General features: G+C 75.3%; 14 protein-coding genes. 9 read left to right on the forward strand and 5 right to left on the reverse strand.

From position 1 onward, the window contains the following. The first annotated feature begins 142 nt into the window (after positions 1-142). The 3 genes from AB0P03_RS18560 to AB0P03_RS18570 all read left to right on the forward strand — a co-directional run bounded on the left by AB0P03_RS18560 (position 143) and on the right by AB0P03_RS18570 (position 7423). A complete protein-coding gene (locus tag AB0P03_RS18560) occupies positions 143-3490 on the forward strand; it encodes an ABC transporter permease (protein WP_363585574.1) in 3348 nt (1115 codons plus the stop codon). Then, on the forward strand, positions 3487-6291 hold the full coding sequence (locus AB0P03_RS18565; RefSeq protein ID WP_363629697.1) for a hypothetical protein: 2805 nt from the start codon (positions 3487-3489) through the stop codon (positions 6289-6291). Before AB0P03_RS18560 ends, AB0P03_RS18565 begins: the two co-directional genes overlap by 4 nt. Positions 6292-6433: 142 nt before the next feature. Continuing rightward, positions 6434-7423 carry an ABC transporter ATP-binding protein gene (locus AB0P03_RS18570; protein WP_363629698.1) on the forward strand — a complete coding sequence of 330 codons (990 nt, stop codon included), beginning with the start codon at positions 6434-6436 and terminating at the stop codon, positions 7421-7423. Between the two features lie 46 nt (positions 7424-7469). Here the strand turns inward: AB0P03_RS18570 and AB0P03_RS18575 are convergent, their stop codons facing one another. Both AB0P03_RS18575 and AB0P03_RS18580 read right to left on the reverse strand, forming a co-directional pair. Next, entirely contained in the window at positions 7470-7649 is a 180-nt protein-coding gene (locus AB0P03_RS18575) for a hypothetical protein (RefSeq protein ID WP_363621809.1), read from the reverse strand. Positions 7650-7800: 151 nt separating this feature from the next. Continuing rightward, the gene (locus AB0P03_RS18580; protein WP_363629700.1) at positions 7801-9342 is read right to left on the reverse strand and encodes an AMP-binding protein; all 1542 of its coding nucleotides are present in this window, start codon (positions 9340-9342) and stop codon (positions 7801-7803) included. A 175-nt stretch (positions 9343-9517) separates the two neighbouring features. Between AB0P03_RS18580 and AB0P03_RS18585 the strand changes: the two genes are divergently transcribed. Continuing rightward, positions 9518-10180, forward strand: a complete 663-nt coding sequence (locus AB0P03_RS18585) for an AAA family ATPase (RefSeq protein WP_363585569.1) — start codon at positions 9518-9520, stop codon at positions 10178-10180. Between the two features lie 190 nt (positions 10181-10370). Further along, entirely contained in the window at positions 10371-11555 is a 1185-nt protein-coding gene (locus tag AB0P03_RS18590; protein ID WP_363629702.1) for a hypothetical protein, read from the forward strand. A gap of 45 nt (positions 11556-11600) precedes the next feature. Here AB0P03_RS18590 and AB0P03_RS18595 read toward each other — a convergent pair whose 3' ends face one another. Continuing rightward, on the reverse strand, positions 11601-12551 hold the full coding sequence (locus AB0P03_RS18595) for an SDR family NAD(P)-dependent oxidoreductase (protein WP_363629703.1): 951 nt from the start codon (positions 12549-12551) through the stop codon (positions 11601-11603). Between the two features lie 229 nt (positions 12552-12780). On the opposite strand from AB0P03_RS18595, the gene AB0P03_RS18600 reads away from it, so the two are divergent. The 3 genes from AB0P03_RS18600 to AB0P03_RS18610 all read left to right on the forward strand — a co-directional run bounded on the left by AB0P03_RS18600 (position 12781) and on the right by AB0P03_RS18610 (position 15499). Further along, positions 12781-13533, forward strand: coding sequence for an alpha/beta fold hydrolase (locus AB0P03_RS18600; protein ID WP_350881847.1), 753 nt, complete (start codon positions 12781-12783; stop codon positions 13531-13533). 105 nt (positions 13534-13638) lie between these two features. Next, positions 13639-14943, forward strand: coding sequence for a styrene monooxygenase/indole monooxygenase family protein (locus AB0P03_RS18605; protein WP_363629705.1), 1305 nt, complete (start codon positions 13639-13641; stop codon positions 14941-14943). Between the two features lie 100 nt (positions 14944-15043). Continuing rightward, positions 15044-15499 (forward strand): archease, encoded by a 456-nt coding sequence (locus AB0P03_RS18610; protein ID WP_363621797.1) that lies wholly within the window; start codon positions 15044-15046, stop codon positions 15497-15499. Positions 15500-15608: 109 nt separating this feature from the next. On the opposite strand, the gene AB0P03_RS18615 is transcribed toward AB0P03_RS18610, so the two are convergent. Further along, on the reverse strand, positions 15609-17108 hold the full coding sequence (locus tag AB0P03_RS18615; protein WP_363629707.1) for a carboxylesterase family protein: 1500 nt from the start codon (positions 17106-17108) through the stop codon (positions 15609-15611). A 387-nt stretch (positions 17109-17495) separates the two neighbouring features. After that, complete coding sequence (locus AB0P03_RS18620; RefSeq protein WP_363585564.1) at positions 17496-18812, reverse strand: hydrolytic protein; 1317 nt, start codon at positions 18810-18812, stop codon at positions 17496-17498. Between the two features lie 233 nt (positions 18813-19045). Here AB0P03_RS18620 and AB0P03_RS18625 point away from each other — a divergent pair, with 233 nt between their 5' ends. Continuing rightward, the gene (locus tag AB0P03_RS18625; protein WP_363585563.1) at positions 19046-19777 is read left to right on the forward strand and encodes a LuxR C-terminal-related transcriptional regulator; all 732 of its coding nucleotides are present in this window, start codon (positions 19046-19048) and stop codon (positions 19775-19777) included. Positions 19778-19790: the final 13 nt, after the last annotated feature.

Here is a 19790-nt window from a genome sequence, read left to right on the forward strand (position 1 = left end):
CCGCTATCCGGTGATCAAATGCCGGTGATCATTGCGTTGATGTGCCCTAAGTGTGTCCATTCGTGGCCGAGTTGTGACCGAATCGGATCGATGAACGGGGCTGGGACGCGACCTGGGGACGTAAAGACCGGGGAGGAACTTGATGCTCGGCTTCGTCGTGCGCCGACTGCGCGGGCGACTGCCGCTGGCTGCCGCCGTGCTGCTCGCTGTACTGATCACCACGGCCGTGCTGACCGCGCTGGTGGCGTTCAACCGCAGTGTCGGCGAGGCCGGTCTGCGGCAGGCGCTCCAGGGGCCAGGACATGCTCGGACCACGGTCGTGGTGACCGCCGAACACGGGCTCGACCAGCGTGCGAAGGACGAGGCGGAGCTCGCCGCCTACCGCGGCAGGCTCTTCGGGGACCTGCCCGTGCGCACCGACAGCCTGCTGCGCAGCCGCTCCTACGGCCTGCCGGACGGTGCCGGCACCACCGGTACCAACGGGACCAGCGGCGCCACCAGCACCAGCGGCGCCCCCGGGTCCGCGGTCCCCGGACCCGGGACCCAGCCCGACCTGACGGTCCTCGCCGACCTCGACCGCGACCGGGCCCGCCTGCTCGCCGGCGCGTGGCCCGCCGCGGCCTCCGGCCCGGTTCAGACCACCGCCCCGCAGGTCGCCGTCCCGCAGACCATGCTGGCGCGGCTCGGCCTCACCGACCAGGCCCTGCCCGCCGATGTGCAGGTGGCGGACCGCCTCGGCGGCAAGTCGCTGACCGTCCGCGTCACCGGCGTCTACCGGGCCGTCGACCCGACCGACGCGTACTGGCGCATCGACCCGGTCGGCGGCCACGAGGTCGAGGTCAGCGGCTTCACCACCTACGGCCCGATGCTGGTCGACCAGAGCGCCTTCACCACCGGCGGGTTGGTGCAGAGCAGCCGCAGCTGGCTGCTCGACGCCGACTTCGCGGGCATCGGTCGCTCCGCGGCGGAGGCCATGGGCGACCGCGCCCAGGGCCTCGCCGACGACCTGCAGACCCGCGCCAGCATCAGCTCGCGGACCGAACTGCCAGACATCCTGCGCGAGTTGTCCTCCAGCATGATGGTCGCCCGGACCACCCTGCTGATCGGCGCCCTCCAGCTGGCCGTGCTCGCCGTCGCGGCGCTGCTGCTGGTCGTCAACCTGATCGCGACCCGGCAGACGGCCGAGAACGAGCTGCTCGCCGCCCGCGGCGCCTCCGGCGCCCGGCTCGGCGCCTTCACCGCGACGGAGTCGCTGCTGCTCGCCCTGCCCGCCGCGCTGCTGGCCCCCCTGCTGACTCCGTTCCTGGTCCGCGCCCTGGCCGGCTTCGGGAGCGACCACCAGGTGCCCCTGGACACCGGCATCAGCTGGTCGCTCTGGCCGATCGCCGTGCTCTGCGCCTTCGCCTGCGTCCTGCTGGCCAGCCTGCCCAGCCTCCTGCGCGGCGCCGGAGCCGCCCTGCGCAGCCGCTCCGGCCGCCGCCAGGCCCTGGTCTCCGGCATCGCGCGCAACGGCGGCGACCTCGCCGTGCTCGCCCTGGCCGTGCTCGCCTACCAGCAGCTCAGCCAGTACGGCGGCGGGCTGTCCACCGACTCCTCCGGCCGGCTCGGCGTGGACCTGCTGCTGGTCGCCACCCCGACCCTGGCGCTCTGCGCCGGCACCCTGGTGGTGCTGCGCCTGCTGCCGCTCGCCGCCAGGCTCGGTGCCCGGGTGGCCGCGCGCGGCCGTGGCCTCGGCCCGGCCCTGGTCGGCTGGCAGCTGGCCCGTCGGCCCGCCCGTGCCACCGGCCCCGTGCTGCTGCTGGTGATGGCCGTGGCCACCGGCGTGCTGGCGCTCGGCCAGCACGCCACCTGGACCGCCTCCCAGCGCGACCAGGCCGCCTTCAACACGCTCGGCGGCCTGCGGATCTCCGCCTCGCACAACGCCCTGATGGGCCAGGGCGGCCGCTACGGCGCGCTGCCCGGCGGCGACCGGCTGGTCCCGTTGGTGCGCGAGGAGCAGTCCCTGCCCAACGGCAAGGGGCAACTGCTCGCCGTGGACACCGCCGCCTTCGCCGAGCGCGTCCCGGTCCGCTCCGACCTGCTCGGCGGGCGCACCCGCGAGGACCTGTTCGGGTCGCTCGCCCAGCCCGCCCCCACCGGGCCGCAGGCCGGCCTGGAACTGCCCGGCCACCCGCTGCGGATCGACGCGGAGGTCACCGTCCAGCAGCCGGAGCAGCAGGCCGGGACGCCCGGCGGCAGGACTGGTCCGTCGCTTCACCCGGAGGCCAGGTTGCTGCTGCGCGACCGCTTCGGCATGATCCACAAGGTCTCGCTGGGCACGCTCCCGCTGACCGGCGACGCCAAGGTCTCGGCCTCGCTGACCACGCTGGTCGACGCCCCGCTCGGCTCGGCCGCCGCGCCGTTGACCGTGGTCGGCGTGATCGTCGCCTTCGGCGACCGGTCCAACGGGGAGCTGACCGTCCACCGGCTGTCCGTCTCCGACAGCGCCGACGGCCCCGCGACCGCCGTCCAGGTGCCGGCCGGCTTCGGCTGGACGGCGACGGCGCCCCCCGTCCGGGCCATCGGCGACGTGGTGCCCGGGCCGGCCGCCGTCCTCGGATCCGAACCGACCGGCGCCGACCGCTTGTTCACCATCCGCTACCGCTTCGCCAACGGCCTCGGGGACATGGTCCGCGCCGTCCTCCAGCCGACCGGGACGAGCGTGCCGGCCACCGTGTCCGGCATCGTCACCCGCGACTACCTGAAGGTCGTCGGCGGCTCCGTCGGCGACACCGTCCAGGTGCCGTTCTCCGGGATCGTCCTGCCGGTCAAGATCACCGCCGTGGTCGACGCCCTGCCGGCGGCCGGCCTCAACGCGCTCATGGTCGACCTCTCCACCACGGCCCGGCTGCTGGCCGCACAGGGCGGCGAACTGCCCAACCGCGCCGAGTGGTGGCTGCCCGCCACCGGCCCCGGCGACCGGACCCCCGCCGAGGCCGCCGCCGCACTGCGCGCCGCCCCCGGCGCCCAGGACGTCCAGCTTTACGAGGAGGCCGTCGAGGACCTGCTCAGCGACCCGGTCGGCGCCGCTCCGCAGAGCGCGCTCATGGTCATCGCGGTCGTCACCGGGGTGCTCGCCGCGATCGGCTTCGGCGCCGCCGTGGCCGCCTCCGCCCGCGAACGCTCCCGGGACTCCGCCCTGCTGCTCGCGCTGGGCGCCCGCCGCAAGCAGGTGACCCGCACCATGGCCGCCGAACAGGCCCTCCTGGTCGCCCTCGGCGGGGCCGTCGGACTGGCCCTCGGCACGCTGCTCGTCCACCTGATCGTGCCGTTCGTCGTGCTGACGCCGGCCGCCCGCCGCCCGACGCCCGGGGCGCTGATCGAGCTGCCGCTCGGCCAGGCGCTACTGCTCACGGCCGCGATCGCCGTCGTTCCCCTGTTGTCGGCCTTCCTGATCGGACGCCGCCGTCGAGACGTGGCCGCCCGGCTGCGCCACGTGGAGGAGATGTGACCACCAAGGCCGGCACCACCGTGCCCACCCCTTCGCCCGCGCCCGCCCACGGCCCCGCGCCCTGGGTCCGCACCCGGCTGCGCGCGACGCCGCTGGCCACCCTGCTCATGGCGGCGCTCGCCTTCGTCACGGTGTTCATGGCGGCGGCCTTCCCCCGCGTCGTCGACCGGGGCGCGGACAGCGCCCTGCGGGACTTCGTGCACCAGAAAGGCGTCAACGCGACCAGCCTGCAAGCCACCTCCGAGCCGAACCTGAGCGACCCGGCCTCCGCCCTCGACGACGTGCAGCAGAAGCTGACCGCGGAGATCGGCCGGAACCTGCCGCTCACCGAGACCAGCCAGCTCTACGGCAGCCGGGCCAAGTCCCCGCGCAAGATGTTCAACGAGGGCTACGCCCGTCTCTCCGACCATCCGCCGGTGCTCGGCCTGCTGTACCTGCACGGGCTCAAGGAGCTCGTGACCCTCACCGACGGCGTCTGGCCGGGCCCCGCGGCCGAGGGCGCACCCCTGCCGATGATCGTCAGCCAGAAGGCCGCCGAGACCATCGGCGTCAAGCTCGGTGACGTCGTCGACAACGGCAGCGACCTGACCGGCCGGACCCGGTCCACCGTGGTCGGCTTCTACCGCGTCAACAACCCCACCGACCCGACCTGGGACGACATCGGCTGTCCCGCCCGCGCCTGCCTGGAGGGCCAGGGCACGGAGCTCCACTGGGCGACCACCGGTTTCGTCGGCGACAGCGGCCTGCACCAGCTGATCCTCTGGGGCAACGGCGGCGTGAACTTCTGGCGGCTGCCCGTCGACTCCGGCGCCCTGCGCGCCGACCAGCTGGCCGAGACCCGCGCCACCGTCGGCTCCTACCTGGTCGGGCGCGGCGCCACCACCCTCGCCGACGTGACCAAGCGCCCGGACCTGCACGTCACCTCGCTCCTGCCCGACGTCTTCACCCGGGCCACCGCCCGCTACGACGCCGCGGCCCCGCTGGCCGCGATCGGACCGGCCGGAGTGGCGGGGGTGGCCGTCGTGGTGCTGTGTCTCGCGGCGGCCCTCACCGCCGACCGGCGCACCGCCGAACTCCGGCTGCTCCAGGCCCGCGGCGGCTCGCGCGGCGGCATCCTGCTGCGCCTGCTCGGCGAGGGCGCGGCGACCGTGCTGCCCTCCGCCCTGCTCGGAACGGCCCTCGCCCTGGTGCTGCTGCCCACCCCCCGGTGGGGCAACGCCCTGCTCACCGCCCTGGCGGTCACCCTGATCGCCGTGCTGGCCTTCCCGGCGCGCGCCGCCGTACTGCTGTCCCCGCCGAAGGCCGTGGCCGGCTGGCGCCGACTCGTCGGCGAACTCGCCGTCCTGGCCGTCACCGCCGCGGCCGTGGCCGAGGTCCGCCGCCGCGGCGTCGCCCCCGGCAACGGCCTGGACCCGCTGCTGGTGGCCGCCCCGCTGATGCTCGCCCTCACCGGCGGCCTGCTGCTGGCCCGGATCCAGCCGCTGGTGGTCGGCTGGCTGGCCGCCCTCGCCGGGCGTGGCCGCGGCCTGATCGGCTTCCTCGGCCTGGCCCGCGCCGCCCGCGACAGCTCGGGCCGCCGCCGGCCCTCCGCGCTGCCGCTGCTCGCCCTGGTGATCGCCGTCACCACGACCGGCTTCGGCGCCACCGTGCTCGACACCGTGGACAGCGTCCGGCTGCGCGCCGGCCGGATTGCCACCGGCGGTGACGTCTCCGTCACCCTGCCGGTCTACGCGACCCTGCCGGAGGCGTTCACCACGGCCGCCGCCGAACTGCCCGGCGTACGGGCCGCGACCGGCGTGTGGGTCGAGCCCGGGGCCTTCTTCACCGGCGCCGACGGCGACTCCACCTCGGCCATCCTCGTGGTGGCCGAGCCGAAGGCCTACGCCGAGATCGCCCGGACCTTCGGGGTGGGCGAGTTCGACCCGGCGGTGCTCGCCGGCACCCCCGGCGGCCCGGACACCCCGGTGCCGGCACTGTTCAGCAGCGGCCTGTCCAAGCAACTGGCCGGCGGCCCGCCCCGGCTGCGCACGCCCAACGGGGGCCAACTGCGCACCACCGTCGCCGGGATCGTCACCGGCACCCCCGCCCTGCCGGACCCCGGCAAGCCGTTCATGGTGGTGCCTGTCGGGCCCGCCTCCGAGCGCCTTCCGGAGCTCAAGCGGACGAACAAGTGGCTCTCCGCCGGCAACGTCGACGCCGGCCAGGTCAGGAACCTGCTCCTGGACCGGGGCCTGACCACCGCCACGGGCCTCGCCAAGCTGATCCGGGACGAGGCCGTGGCCGCCGGCAAGGGCAGCTACGGGCTGCCCCCCGGGTACACGGTCCGCAGCAGCCACGAGGTGGCCGCCACGCTCGCCGCCGACCCGCTGCAGCGCTCCGCGGAACGCCTGTTCTGGTACTCGGGTGCCGCCGGCGCCGGGTTCGCCCTGCTGGCCGTCCTGCTGACACTGGTCCGGGCCGCCCCCGAGCGCACGGCCCTGCTGGCCCGACTGCGCACCATGGGCCTGCGGCCCCGGCAGGGGCTGGCGCTGATCATCACCGAGACGCTGCCGCAGGCCCTGGTGGCGGCCGTCGGCGGCGGGCTGGTCGCGCTGGCGGCGGTCGGACTGCTCGGGTCGGCCTTCGACCTGTCGGCGCTGGTCGGCGCCAACGTCGGCGACGTGCTGACCCCCGTCCTGCTGCCGGTGCTGCTGCCCACGGCGGGCCTGGCGCTGGTGGTCTGCCTCGGGGTGGTCCTGGAGACGGCCGTCTCCGGCCGGCGCCAGATCGCCACCGAACTGCGGGCGGGGGACCAGCGGTGAGGGCGGGAGGAGCGGTACGGGCCGTGACACCGGCGCCGGCCGCCGGGACCGTGGGGACCGTCAAGGTCGTCGAGATTTTCAGGACCGTCAGGACCTTCAGGACCGCCAGGACCTCTAGGACAGTCAAGACAGGAGACGAGCGGTGAAGAGCACTCCCCAGGAGCAGCCGGTCGCCGAGGCCCCCAGCTTGCAGGAGCTCCGGCAGCGGGCCCTCGCCGCCGCCTCGCCCAAGGCGTACGGCGAGGGCGCGGCCATCGTCTGCGACCGGCTGGTGCGGATCTTCAGCGCCGAGGGCGTCGAGGTCCAGGCGTTGCAGGGCTTGGAGCTGACCATCCAGCAGGGCGACCTGGTCGCTCTGGTCGGTGCCTCCGGCAGCGGCAAGTCGACCCTGCTGACCATCCTGGCCGGGCTCGACGTGCCGACCGCCGGAAGCGCCACCGTCGCCGGCTGCGACCTGCTGGAGATGTCCGCCCGGGAGCGGCTGCGCTACCGGCGCGAGGTGGTCGGCTTCATCTGGCAGCAGACCGCCCGCAACCTGCTGCCCTTCCTCACCGCCGCCGAGAACATCGTCCTGCCGATGCAGCTGCGCGGGCGCCGGGCCGGGGCCGGGCGGGCCAAGCAGCAGGCCGACCGGGTGGCCGAGCTGATGGAGGCGCTGGAGATCGGCGACCTCGCCCACCGCCGCCCCAACGAGCTCTCCGGCGGCCAGCAGCAGCGGGTCGCGATCGCGGTGGCGATGGCCAACAACCCGCCGGTGCTGCTCGCCGACGAGCCCACCGGCGAACTGGACTCCGAGACCGCGGGGGTGATCTTCGAGTCCTTCCGCACCGTCAACCGCGAACTCGGCGCCACCGTCGTCATCGTCACCCACGACCCGATGGTCGCGGGCGAGGTGCGCCGCACGGTCGCCATCCGGGACGGCCGGACCAGCAGCGAGGTGCTGCGCCGCACCGTCACGGACGAACACGGCGAGGAGTCGGTCAACGAGCGCGAGTACGTGATGCTGGACCGCACCGGCCGGGTGCAGCTGCCGGTCAAGTTCCTGGAGGCGCTCGGGATGGAGCACCGGGTGGCGGTCGACCTCGCGGCCGACCACATCGAGGTCCGTCCGGACGACATCGCCGGGCACTGAGGCGGCGGGCACCGAGGAAGCGGGTGGGCGGCGGCCGTCGGGTCCGTCAGCTGTCGCCGCCCATCCGCTGGAAGAGCCCGCTGCCTTCGGCGTCCGCGCGCAGGTCGGGTGCGTCCTCACCGGCGCGCTCGCCCCGGGCGGTGGCGGTGCAGAGGGCGAAGACGAGCACTGCACTGGCCGCGACGGCGAGGATTCCGAGTGCGGTCAGGACGCGTAGCCAGGTCAAGGAAGTGCCTCCTGGGGACGGTGCGGAGGAACGCCGCCGGGGTTGTATCGGCAGTTCGGTCCGCACGGTCGAGTGTCCACAGGCGGTTCTTCCCGTCGTCCGCCGCGCGAGAGGTCGCCCGCGCGGGCGCTCGAAGCATCAGTAGGGCGCGTCACACTCCCTCGCGCGCCCCTGTAGGGGTGACGGTCCGGCCCTCCGAGGACGTGGCCAACGCCCGCAGCGCGTCGAGGTCCGGCTTCCCCGCCCCGGTCAGCGGGATCCCCGGCAGCACCAGGACGGAGTCCGGCGCGCACCGCGGCCCGACCCGCTCCCGGGCCCAGCGGCGCAGTTCCTCCGCCGTCGCCCGCGATCCCGGCCCGGTGACCACGGCCGCGTGCACCCGTTCCAGCCGGTCCGGGCCGGCCGTCGCGAACATCACCGCCTCCCGCACCTCCGGGTGCGCGCGCAGCGGCTCCTCGACGTCCCGGGGGAAGACGTTGTGCCCGTCCACGATCGCCATCGGGCGGCGCCCGGCCACCGTCAGATAGCCGGCCGCGTCCAGGCTGCCCAGATCGCCGGTGTGCAGCCAGCCGTCCCGCAGCACCCGGGCGGTCAGTTCGGGGTCGCGCCAGTAGCCGACCATCGCCGTCGGGGTGCGGACGCAGATCTCCCCGGTCCGGCCCGTCGGCAGCACCGTCCCCTCCTCGTCCACGATCCGTACCTCGGTGTCCGGGAACGGGCGCCCGGCCGTCGCCAGCAGCCGCGGGTCCAGGTGCTCGTCCGGGCCCAGCCTCGTCACCGGCCCGCACTCCGTCAGGCTGTACGTCTGGTGCAGCACCCGGCCCAGCCGCCGCGTCGCCTCCGCCAACCGGCGCGGCGACGGCGGACAGCCGGTGTACGTGACGCGGCGCAGGCTGCCGGTGTCGGTCGCGCGCAGCAGCGGATGGTCCAGCACGCGGTAGAGCAGGTGCGGCGGCAGATACACCCGGGAGACCCGGAACCGCTCGATCGCCGCCAGCACCGCCTCGGCGGCGAAGGCCTCCTGCAACACCACCGTGCCGCCCGCCGCCAGCGCCAGATCCGCCGTCGTACCGCCGCCGTGGCACAGCTCCGTACAGAGCAGGAACGTAGAACCGGACAGGAGCGCCGGTCGCGGCGGCCGGGCGAACCGGCGCAGCACACCCTTCGGCCGGCCCGTCGTCCCGCCGGTGAACCGCACCGCCATCACGTCCTGCGGGCGGAACCGCGGGGCCAGCGGCTCCGGCGAGCAGGACGCGGCCGACGCCGACAGGTCCACCCCGAGCGCCGACGGCCCCAGCGCGAACAGGCCCGCCGAGGGCAGCGCCCGCGCGATCCCCGCGGCGGCGGCCCGGCAGCGGGCCGGATCGAAGACCAGCGCCGACGTCCCGGCGAACCCGGCCAGCGCCACCGACTCCCCGACCGGGCCGTCCGGATGCGGCATCGCGACCCGGCACCCCAGCAGGTTCGCGGCCAACCGCACCAGCACCGCCTCCGGCCGGTTCCCGGCCAGCACCGTCACCCCGTCCCCGCGCCCGAGCCCGGCACCCGCCAGCGCCCGCGCCGTCCGGTACACCCCGTCCAGGCACTCCCGGGCGGTCAGCGCCTCCTCCCCCCAGCGGATCGCCACCCGCCCCGGATCCCGCTCCAGCCCCGCCAACACCAGCCCGGTGTACGTCGGCCCCGACTCCGCCATGCTGCGGCCTCCTGTCTGATGGGACGTCAGCTTAGGGCGGGCGCGGTGGTGGAGTGGTGCCGGGGATCCCGGGTGCAGGGGCCGCTGCCGGGGCGTCCTGCCGTGACCGGACCGGAGTGCCGTACCCGCGGCCGGGAGTTGTTAGGGTTCCCCGTCGGACAGGGACGGGGGACACGTGGGCACCAGCACGGGCACGGCCGAGGCGCCGGGCGGGCAGGGGGCCGAGGAGCGCCCGCACGGCGTCCTCGACCTGCGGGGCGTCGCGGGGGCGGCGTTCACCGTGGGCTACCCGCCCGATGCCGTCGTGGTCGTGTCGGGCCTGCCGGGCGCGGGCAAGAGCACGCTGCTGCGGCGCTGGTCCGGGGCGGGGGCGGTGCCGACCGTCGACCCGCGCGCCGTCCACGAGGCCTGCGAGGCGGTCATGCCCGCGCGCCTGCCGTACGCGGTCTACCGGCCCTGGGCCCGACTGGAGCACGTCCGGTTGCTGCGCGCCTCCGTGCGGCGCGGCGGGCCACTGCTGGTGCACGACTGCGGCAGCCGCGCCTGGATGCGCCGCTGGCTCGCCCGCGAGGCCGCCCGGCAGGGCCGGCAACTGCACCTGGTGCTGCTCGACGTCGGTGCCGCCACCGCGCTGGACGGCCAGCGCGCCCGGGGCCGCCACGCCTCCGCCCGGGTCTTCGCCCGCCACCGCCGGGGCCTGGACCAACTGCTCGCCGCCTTCACCCGCCACACGCGCTCCGGCGCGCCGACGCCGGCCCCGGAAGCGGCGTCCGTCCTGCTCCTCGACACCGCCTCCCGCTCCCGCGCCACAGCCGTCCACTTCGGCCCGGCCCGGTGAGGCCCCCGGCATCGTTCCTGCCGTGGTGGCGGCAGGAGCGCGGCGTGGCGCCGACGCCCGCGTCGTCCGCGTCCACGAGCCCGCCCCCGACGAGAGCCTGACCCTGCGCCGGGCGCGGTGAAATCCCCTCGCACCCCGCCCCGCCCAGGCCTTACGCTCGGCGCGCAAAACGCCGATCGAGGGGGGGCGGATGGGCCGGGCCGAGGCGGTACGGGCGGTCAACGGGCTGGGTGCGCGGTGGGTCGAGCAGGCGCGAGCGGCCCACGGGACGGTGCTGATGCCGGCCGGGGTATGGCCGCTGCTCGGGGTGCTGGCTCCGGCGGGGAGCCCCGCCGTCCGAGGGGAGTTGGAGGAGGCCCTTGGGATGCGGGCCGAGGCCGCCGCCGTGTGTGCGGGTGAACTCCTCGGCCTGTTGCGGGGGTTGCCGGGAGTCGGTGCGGCGCTCGGGTTCTGGTCGGCGGATCGGCTCCGGCCGGAGTGGTCGGCGGCACTGCCGGCGGACGTCCACGGGCGGCTGAGCGGGGACACGGCGGAGGACCTGCGGGCGCTCGACGCCTGGGCCGCGCGGTGCACGGACGGTCTGATCGACGCAATGCCGGTGAGCCTGGACCCGGACACCCGCCTGGTGCTGGCCGCCGCGCTCACCGTCCGGACCGACTGGATCCGGCCGTTCGAGGAGGGAGCGGGCCCGGAACTCGAGGACGAGTGGGGTGGACCGGTCGCGTACCTGTCGCGGTGGACCTCCCTGCTGGACCGGGCCGCCGTCCTGGAGACGCCGACCGGACCGGTCACCGAGCTGCGTGTCCTCGGGCACGGCGACATCGACGTTCGGTTGCTGCTCGGCGAGCCGGACGCCCCGGCGGGCCGGGTGCTGGCTGCCGGGATCGCGGCGCTGTCCCACCGGCACCGTCGGATCACCGCGGACCGCCTGCCCACCGGATCCCCGGGGCCCGGAATCACCCTGGGCTGGCGACGCAGCCGCCAGCCGCAGCCGGAACTGTGTGTGCACGTCCCCCGGTTCACGGTCAAGGCCGAGCACGACCTGCTGGCGCGCCCCGAACTGTTCGGCCTGGCGTCGGCGAGCACATCCTCGCGGGTCGAGCACCGACTGCCCGGGCTCTCGGACGGCGAGCCGCTGTTCGTCCAGGGCGCCGCCCAGACCGCCACCGCGACTTTCGGCCCGCGCGGCTTCCGGGCGGCCTCGGTGACCGCCATCTCGGCCGCAGCGGTAGGCTGCCCGCCACCGCCCCCGTACCGGATCCGGCACGTCGAGGTCTGCTTCGCCCGGCCTTTCGGCTTCCTCGCGGTCCATCGCGTCACCGGGCTGGTCCTCGCCGCCGGCTGGGTGACCGAACCGGACCCCTGGGTGGACTGACCCCCCGACGGATGAGGCCGGAGCGGCAGCTTGCCGGAGCGGTGGTCAGAGGAGGCCGAGGTGGGGGTCCACGGCGGCGAGTCGGCAGGTGGCGTCCCAGAGGCGGTCGGCGACGGCGCGGTCGGTCAGGTGGGGCTGGGCGGGTTCGAGGCGGGGGGCGCCGCGCAGGCCGAAGACGCGGGGGCCCCAGAGCTGGCCGCCCTGCGCCTGCGGGTCGAGGACGGCCCGGACGATCGGCCACGCGCCGTGGTCCTTGCCCTGGAGGAGGAGCCCGGCCGGCAGGCCGCGCAGCCCTTCGCCGACGGTCCGGGTGTGGACCGGCGGGCGGGGCGGGGTGAGCGAGTCGAGTGCGCCGCCGGGGTGCGCCAGCAGGCTGAGCACGGTGCTGCCGGCGGCGCGGAGGCGTCGGTCGAGTTCGAGGCCGAAGGTCATCTGCGCCAGTTTCGAGCGGCCGTAGGCGCGTTTGGGCCGGTAGTCCACGGCCGACTGGAGGTCGTCGAGGTCCAGTCGCTCCGAGCGGGCCGCGAAGCTGCCGACCGTCACGATGCGGCCCGCCGGTGCGGCCGCGAGCAGGGGGGCCAGCCAGCGGGTGAGCGCGACGTGCCCGAGGTGGTTGGTCGCGAACATCAGCTCGTGCCCGGCCCCGGTCTCCCGGCGCGGCGGATCGTCCAGCGCGACCCCGGCGTTGTGGACGACCGCGTCGAGGCGGTCGAGGGCGAGCCCGTCCACGGCGGCCCGCAGGGAGGGCAGGTCGGCGAGGTCCAGCGGGAGGTGGCGCACCACGGCGCCGGGGACGCGGGAGCGGATCGACGCCATGGCGGCCCCGGCCCGACCGGCGTCCCGGCTGCCGAGCACGACCGTGGCGCCGGTCCCGGCGAGCTGCTCGGCGACGAAGTAGCCGATACCGGCGTTGCCCCCGGTGACCAGGACGCTCCTCCCGGCGGCGGCCGGCGGCCGGTGAACGTCCCACGGCCGGCTGCGGGTTGTGGACGACATGCTGATGACCTCCTGGCGAATTCGGGGCCGCCGGGACACCCGCGATTCGAGACCGCGGCCCCGCCGGCAGCCCCACGATCACAGGCCTGACCGGCAGATCGCTGACAGATCGCCGTCACCGCCGTCGGGCCTCAAGATCGTCGAACCGCCGGGTTTCGGGCCCGCGTCGGGTGGGGCCCTGCGAGACTGGGGTCAGCAGAGTTCGTCACGGAGAGAGGTCCGCATCCGCATGTCCAGCAGTGCCGCCGTCGACAACCCGTGGTTCCGCCGCTTCAGTCCGTCCGACTCCGCCCCCGCCCGGATCGTGATCTTCCCCCACGCGGGCGGCTCCGCCAGCTACTACATGGAGTACGCCAACGCGCTCGCGCCCTACGCCGACGTGCTCACCGTCCAGTACCCGGGCCGTCAGAACCGCTTCGCCGAACCGGCGATCGACTCGGTGCTGGAGCTCGCCGAGCAGCTCTACCGGGAGCTGCGCGAGTGGACGGACCGGCCGCTGACCTTCTTCGGGCACAGCATGGGCGCGGCCGTCGCCTTCGAGACCGCCCGCTGCTTCGCCCGCGACGGCCTTCCGGGGCCCGAGCGGCTGTTCGTCTCGGCGGGCCGCGCGCCCTCGCTGCCCCGGGAGACCGCCGTCTACCGGCTGCCGGACGACGGGCTGCTCGACACGATCGTGCGCCTCGGCGGGACGGACGAGCGGATCCTCACCATCCCGGCGCTGCGCGAGCTGATCCTGCCGGCGCTGCGGGCCGACTACACCGCCATCGAGACGTACCGCTGCGCGCCGGAGGCGACCGTGCCGCAGCCGATCACCGCGCTGGTGGGGGAGACCGACCAGAACGCCACCGTCGACCAGGCCGCCCAGTGGGACCGGCACACCACCGGCGGTTTCGACCTGCGGGTCTTCCCCGGCGGGCACTTCTACGTGGCGGACCAGACCGCGGCCGTGGTCGAGGTGCTCACCGCGCACCTGCGCGGCTGAGCCGGCCGCGCCGGGGCGTAGTCGGCGCTGGTGGAGCCCCGGACCGAGCGGCCGGGCCCGCCCGGCCCCGGTGACGCGCCCCGGCGGCTCGGCTACTGTGCCTGCGTGACGGGCCGTCAGCCGGGCCGCCGGCGGCGCCGTCAGCCGAGACCACCCACCCTGGAGGCCGCCATGCGCCGGATCGCCGTCGTCGGAGCGGGCCAGGCCGGCCTGCAACTCGCGCTGGGGCTGGTGGCGGCCGGCTACCAGGTGACGCTGGTCGCCGAGCGCACCCCCGAGCAGGTGTGCGGCGGGCGGGTGCTGTCCACCCAGGCGATGTTCGGACCGGCGCTGCGGACCGAGGCGGCGGCCGGGCTCGACCTGTGGGCGGGGGAGGCGCCGGCGGTCCGCGCCGTCCGGTCGGTGCTCGCCGTGCCGCCCGGGGTGCGGGCGCTGGAGTTCACCATGACGCTCGACGAGCCCGCCCAGTCGGTGGACCAGCGGCTGAAACTGGCGCGCTGGCTGGAACTGCTGGAAGAGCGCGGCGGCCGGGTCGAGTACCGCTCGCTGGACCGGGACGGCCTGTGCGAGCTCGCCCGCCGGCACGAGCTGACGGTGGTCGCGGCCGGGCGCGGCGAACTGGCCGGGGTCTTCGAACGCGACGCCGCCCGCTCGCCGTTCGACCGGCCGCAGCGGGCGCTGTCCTGCCTGTACGTCCACGGGGTGGGCTCGCCGGATCCGGCCACCGAGCCGCGGGCGCGGATGCACGCGCTGCCCGGCCTGGGCGAGCTGTACCTGCAACCGGCCCTGACCCTCTCCGGCCCGTGCGCGATCCTGTTGTGGGAGGCGCTGCCCGGCGGGCCGCTGGACGCGTTCCGCGACGCCCCGGCGCCCGACGCCCAACTCGCCCGGATCCGAGCCCTGTTGCGCGAGTACCTGCCGTGGGAGGCGGAGCTGTGGGCGGACGCCGAGCCGACCGATGCCGGGGCCGGACTGTCCGGCGCCGTCACCCCGGTGGTGCGGCGGCCGGTGGCGGAGCTGGGCACCGGCGTCGACGCCGTCCACGTGCTCGGCCTCGGCGACGCGGTGGTGGTGAACGACCCGATCGCCGGCCAGGGCGCCAACAGTGCCGCGCGGGCGGCGCAGGCGTACCTGCGGGCGATCGTCGAGCACGGCGAGGCCCCCTACACCGCGGACTGGATGTGCCGCACCGCAGAGCGCTTCTGGCGGCAACACGCCCGGCACGCGGTCGAGTTCACCGCCGCGATGCTCACCGTGCCGGACCACGTGCGGGGTGTGTTCGCGGCCGCCGCCGAGCACGAGCCGGTCGCCCGCCGGCTCGCCAACACCTACGCGGAGCCGAGCGACCACGCCGCCTGGCTGGCCACCCCCGACCTGACCGCCGCCTACCTCGCCTCGGTCCGCGACTAGGTCGTGTCCGACCCGCCCCGGGAGCCTCCGCGGTTGCCTCCGGGTGCCCCACGGGACGAGGCTGGAGGGGGAACGTCAACGGGGGCGGGAGGCGTCACTCGTGGACGGTCGCGGACCCGCGGGGCGTGCCGGCAGCGGCCACCGGACCGTGCCGCACACGGCGGACCTGCGGGTGGAGGCCTGGGCGCCGACGGCCGAGGGCTGCATCGGCGAGCTGGTGCACGCCGTCGTGGGCGGCTTCGCGGACCTCTCCGGCGCGCGGATCGTCGGCGAGCGCGGCTGCACCGTCCTCGCGGCGAGCGACGCGGACCTGCTCGCGGGCGTCCTGGAGGAGGTCGTCTACCGGATGGACGCCGACGGCGAACTCCCCGCCGGGCTGGCGCTCGGCCCGATCCGCGGTCTGGACGGCGCCCGGACGGTCGAGGTCCGCTTCCGGATGGCGGACGCCGCCACCGCGGCCCTGGTCGGCGCCGTGCCGAAGGCGGTCTCGCTGCACGACCTGGACCTGCGCGCCGGCCCGGACGGCTGGACCTGCCGGGTGACGGTGGACGTCTGAGCGGGCCGGGGGCGGCACCGAGCGGGACGGGCCGGGCACGGAACGCGCAACGGGCACGGAACGGGGTGAGCGAAGTGGAGATCGCACTGGTCGGCGGCGTCCCGGGCGGTCAGCGCAGGTCGAAGGCGGCGGGGTGGTGTCCGGTCCAGATCCGGCGGGCGGTCTGCTCGGGGTAGCGGACGGTGCGGGGGCGGGCGTCCAGGACGCGGGTGAGCTGTTCGTCGGGGTGGAAGGCGGGCCAGCCGGGATCGCCGGTGGTGGCGAAGGAGACCCAGGCCCGGTGGAGCTCGTGGGAGACCGCGACGGCCTCCGGCGAGGGGGTGTCGCCGAGGAGCTGCCGCCCGATCGGGCTGTCCAGCGTTCCGAAGGCCAGGGGGACGTCGAGGCTGTGGCAGGCGCCCAGGACCCCGCCGAGCGCGGGCAGGGCCAGCTCGAACAGGTAGGAGGTGCCGCCGGCGGCGGTGTTGGCCTCGGCGAGCTGGAGCGAGGGCATTCGGAACAGGGCGTCGGAGCGGACGGACTCCAGCAGTTCGTCCGGGGTGGCCCGCGGGTACGCGGCGCGGTAGGCGTCGGGGCCGTGCGGCTGCGGGGCGAAGAGGTCGAGCGCGGTGCGGGCGTCCTGTTCGGTGAAGGTGCCGAGGAGGCCGGCCATGACGGTGAACAGCCGGAACTCGTCGCGGGTGTGGCCGACGAGCAGGTCGATCCCGGCGGCCCGGCCGGCGGCCAGGGCGGGCCAGGGTGCTTCGGGCAGGACGTCGCCGTCGACGACCGGGCAGACCGCGAGGCCGGACTGGGCGAAGGCCCCCCAGCGCTCGCCGTGTCCGGGCAGATCGGCGCTGAGGGCGGTGAGCTCCCCGGCGAGGCGCCAGGGGTCGACCGCGGACAGGGCGGCGGCGGTGGGCGCGGTGCCGAGCCGGCCGGCCAGTGCGGCGGTGACGTCGGCGGCCAGGGCGGGGGTGCAGTGGCTGCCCGGCACCGAGTGGGTGACGGCGCGTCGGAACAGGCCGCGCACCGGCTTCATGGTGAGCAGTGCGGCGATCGAGCCGGCCCCGGCGGACTGGCCGGCGACGGTGACCTGGTCGGGGTCGCCGCCGAACGCGGCGATGTTGCGCCGGACCCACCGCAGTGCGGCGGCCTGGTCGAGCAGGCCGCGGTTGGCCGGGGCGCCGTCGAGCCGGCCGAAACCCTCGACGCCCACCCGGTAGTTGAGGCTGACCACGACGAGTCCGGCGGCGGCCAGGGCCGCGGCGTCGTACATGGGGTCGTCCGAGGCCGCCGCGACGTAGCCGCCGCCGGGGATCCAGACCAGGACGGGCAGTCCGGCCGCGCCCGGGTCGGGGGTGTGGACGTTGAGCGTCAGCCAGTCGGTGTCCCCGGCCGGGCTCGCGGCTGTCGGCCCGGACTGCGGCGGGGTCGGGCCGAACCGTGCCGCCTCGCGGACGCCGTCCCAGGGTTCGGCCGGGGCGGGGGCGGCGAAGCGCAGCGCTCCCACCGGGGGCCGGGCGTACGGGACGCCCCGGAAGACGGCGTGCCGGCCGAGGAGGCGGCCGCGCAGCAGGCCCTCGGCGGTGCGCACGGTCGGGTGGGTGGGCAGGTCGTGCTCCGGCACGGGTCTCTCCTCGGTCCGGCTGCTCCGACCGCCTCCAGGGTAATCGACGGCCCTCGACCGGCACCCGGACGGGCCGTTCGCCCGTTTCCGACCGACCGACCGGTCGGTGATCCTGTTTCCGGGCGCGGTGGTTGACGAGGTGTCAGGCATGGGCGAAAGGGCAGGATCCACTGTACGAACGGGCCGCTCCGCTTGCCCGTTCGGGCGGATGACCGGTCCTGGCGGGCCCTATGGCGTCCGCCGGGCTTCCGGGCGGGTGTCACTCACGTCACTCTCTGTCCCATCAAGGCCGGGTTGGTGTTAGAAACGACTACTGAACCCGCCAGTAATGTCGCACTCCATTGACAGGTGCATGGTGTGAACGAGAAGTGAGGGAGAGGTGCGGTTTCAGCGCTTGATATCGCTCAACTGCCCACTGACGTTCAGCAGTTCGTGGCACTGGGTGGCCTGCTTCCCCGAGGCGGGCGTACCCGGCTGCTGGCAGACAACGCTCGCCGTCACCGTCTGGTCCTCGGGGACCTCGATGGGAGTCACCCAGTGATAGTCCTGGTTACGGAAGGTCTCCAAGGCGATGGTCGTGATCGTCTGCTCGCCGAACTTGATGGTCAACAGCCCTTGGTCGCCCTGGAAGTTGGCGGCGACGATGTCGGTGATGCGGAAGACCTTGCCGTGGTCCACCCGGTAGGCGCCCACCGCGGAGCCGCCGGTGTTGGTGGTCACGTCTACCGTCGTGGAGAACTGCTGCTCCGTCCCCGGGACCGAGCGGCCGGAGCCCCCGCCCGAACCACCGCCGGAGCCGCCGCCCGCAGCGCCGCCCTGCTGCCCCTGACCGCTCGGAGTCGCTCCGGGGGCCGGGGCCGGCGGAGCCGCGACGGGGGCCGGGGTGAACGAGGCGACCTTCTGCTCGACGGCCTTGTCGGCGGCCTGCTTCGCGGAACTGCGCACCGCCGGCCGGACCAGCGTGAGCCAGGCCAGCAGCAGCGCGATCAGCGCCGCGATGAGCGCGAGCAGCCACTTGGGCAGCAGCGCGTGCTGGACGAACTCGCCCTCCAGGACGTGCGGCCGCTCGGCCGGCTGCGGGCCGTCCGTCTTGGCGGCCTCGCCCTCCTGGCCGACGGTGACCTCGAAGGGCCAGGTGGCCGGCTTGCCGAACCAGATCAACTTGCGCGCGCGCACCCGAAGCCGGGTCTCGGCGGACTCGCCCGGTGCGAGTCGCAGCCGCTCCGGGGCGAACCCGAAGCGCAGCTCCTCGCCGGGCTGCGCCGGGGCGAACGTCACGACGGCCGCGGTGTTCCCGAGGTTGCGCACCGACGTCCGGTAGCGGGCGCGGAGCCAGCCCCGGCGGCGCCGGGGAGCGAGCGCGGCGCGCAGCTCCCGGAACGGCGTCACGGTGACGGTCGTCTCCGGCACGGTCACCAGTTCGGGGCGCTCGGCGGGCAACACCCGGATGCCGAGCGGGAACTCACCCGCCCGCACCTCGTGCGAGCGGGCCGGGGCGAGCCGTATCGTCACCGTCTCGGACGTCCCCGGGAAGAGCGAGAGACGGGCCGGCTCGACCGTCGTCCACGGAGCGCAGGCCCCGACCACCTCCAGCGAGTACGCCTCAACGATATCGGTGTCGTTGCGTACCGTCAGGGTCGTCGTGGCCACGTCTCCGGGCGACACCGTCAGCGCGGGAAGGCCGAGTTCGGCGGATGCGGTCATGCCGTGACGGTAGGACCGGAGGACACCCCCAGGAGAGAGCCCCGCGGGCAAGCCGCGGGCACACCCCTTGCCCGCGGGAACAACCGGGCCCTGCCCGGGGCCGATGCCCCGCCCCCAGCCAACGCTCCCCACCCCGTCCCCCCGGCAACACCCGCGGCCGGCTCCATGACATGGCGCCCGGCCGTCCTCACCATGCGTCCGGTGACGCAGACGAAGCAGAACGGAACAGTTGGATGACGATGATCGAAACCACCACCCATGAGGCCGTCGGGGCGACCAGGTCCGTGCAGGCCCGACCGCGTGGATCGGCCGAGCCCGCCACGGTGCGCGTGAACGTGAAGCCGGGCCGGGTCCAGGTGGCGGTGTACGCGGAGGACATCATCCTGCACACGGGCGTCGTCCAGCAGCTGAGGCACCGGCCGGAGGTGGAACTGCTCGCCGAGGGCGACGTCGCGCGCGCACAGGTCTCCCTGATGGTGGTCGACGGGCTGAACGACGCCGTGACCGACCGGCTGCGCCGGCTCCGCCTCAACACGCAGAGCCGGACCGGGCTGGTCGTGGGCCACTTCGAGGCCGGCGGCCTGCAGACCATCATCGAGTGCGGCGTCGGCGCCGTGCTGCGCCGCTCGGACGCCGACCAGGACCGGCTCGTCCACCTGATCACCGCCCTGGCCAACGGCGAGGGCGTCATGCCGGGGGACCTCCTCGGCAAGCTGCTCGACCGGGTCGGCAGCCTCCAGCGCACCATGCTCGACCCGCGCGGGCTGACCCTGTCGACCCTGACCGCGCGCGAGGCGGAGATGCTCCGGCTGGTCGCCGACGGCCTCGACACCAGTGAGATAGCGGCCGAGACCTCGTACTCCGAACGCACGGTCAAGAACGTGCTGCACGAGATCACCACCCGGCTGGGACTGCGCAACCGCGCCCACGCCGTCGGGTACGCGATGCGCCACGGCCTCATCTGAGGACGCCGCCGGA

The organism is Kitasatospora sp. NPDC088779 (assembly GCF_040685395.1).
Taxonomy (GTDB): Bacteria; Actinomycetota; Actinomycetes; order Streptomycetales; family Streptomycetaceae; genus Kitasatospora.

Excerpts from the sequence above, each read along its gene's own strand:
- AB0P03_RS18560 (WP_363585574.1), top strand. The coding sequence starts at position 143 with ATGCTCGGCTTCGTCGTGCGCCGACTGCGCGGGCGACTGCCGCTGGCT.
- AB0P03_RS18580 (WP_363629700.1), bottom strand. The coding sequence starts at position 9,342 with ATGGCGGAGTCGGGGCCGACGTACACCGGGCTGGTGTTGGCGGGGCTG.
- AB0P03_RS18590 (WP_363629702.1), top strand. The coding sequence starts at position 10,371 with ATGGGCCGGGCCGAGGCGGTACGGGCGGTCAACGGGCTGGGTGCGCGG.
- AB0P03_RS18595 (WP_363629703.1), bottom strand. The coding sequence starts at position 12,551 with ATGTCGTCCACAACCCGCAGCCGGCCGTGGGACGTTCACCGGCCGCCG.
- AB0P03_RS18600 (WP_350881847.1), top strand. The coding sequence starts at position 12,781 with ATGTCCAGCAGTGCCGCCGTCGACAACCCGTGGTTCCGCCGCTTCAGT.
- AB0P03_RS18620 (WP_363585564.1), bottom strand. The coding sequence starts at position 18,812 with ATGACCGCATCCGCCGAACTCGGCCTTCCCGCGCTGACGGTGTCGCCC.
- AB0P03_RS18625 (WP_363585563.1), top strand. The coding sequence starts at position 19,046 with ATGACGATGATCGAAACCACCACCCATGAGGCCGTCGGGGCGACCAGG.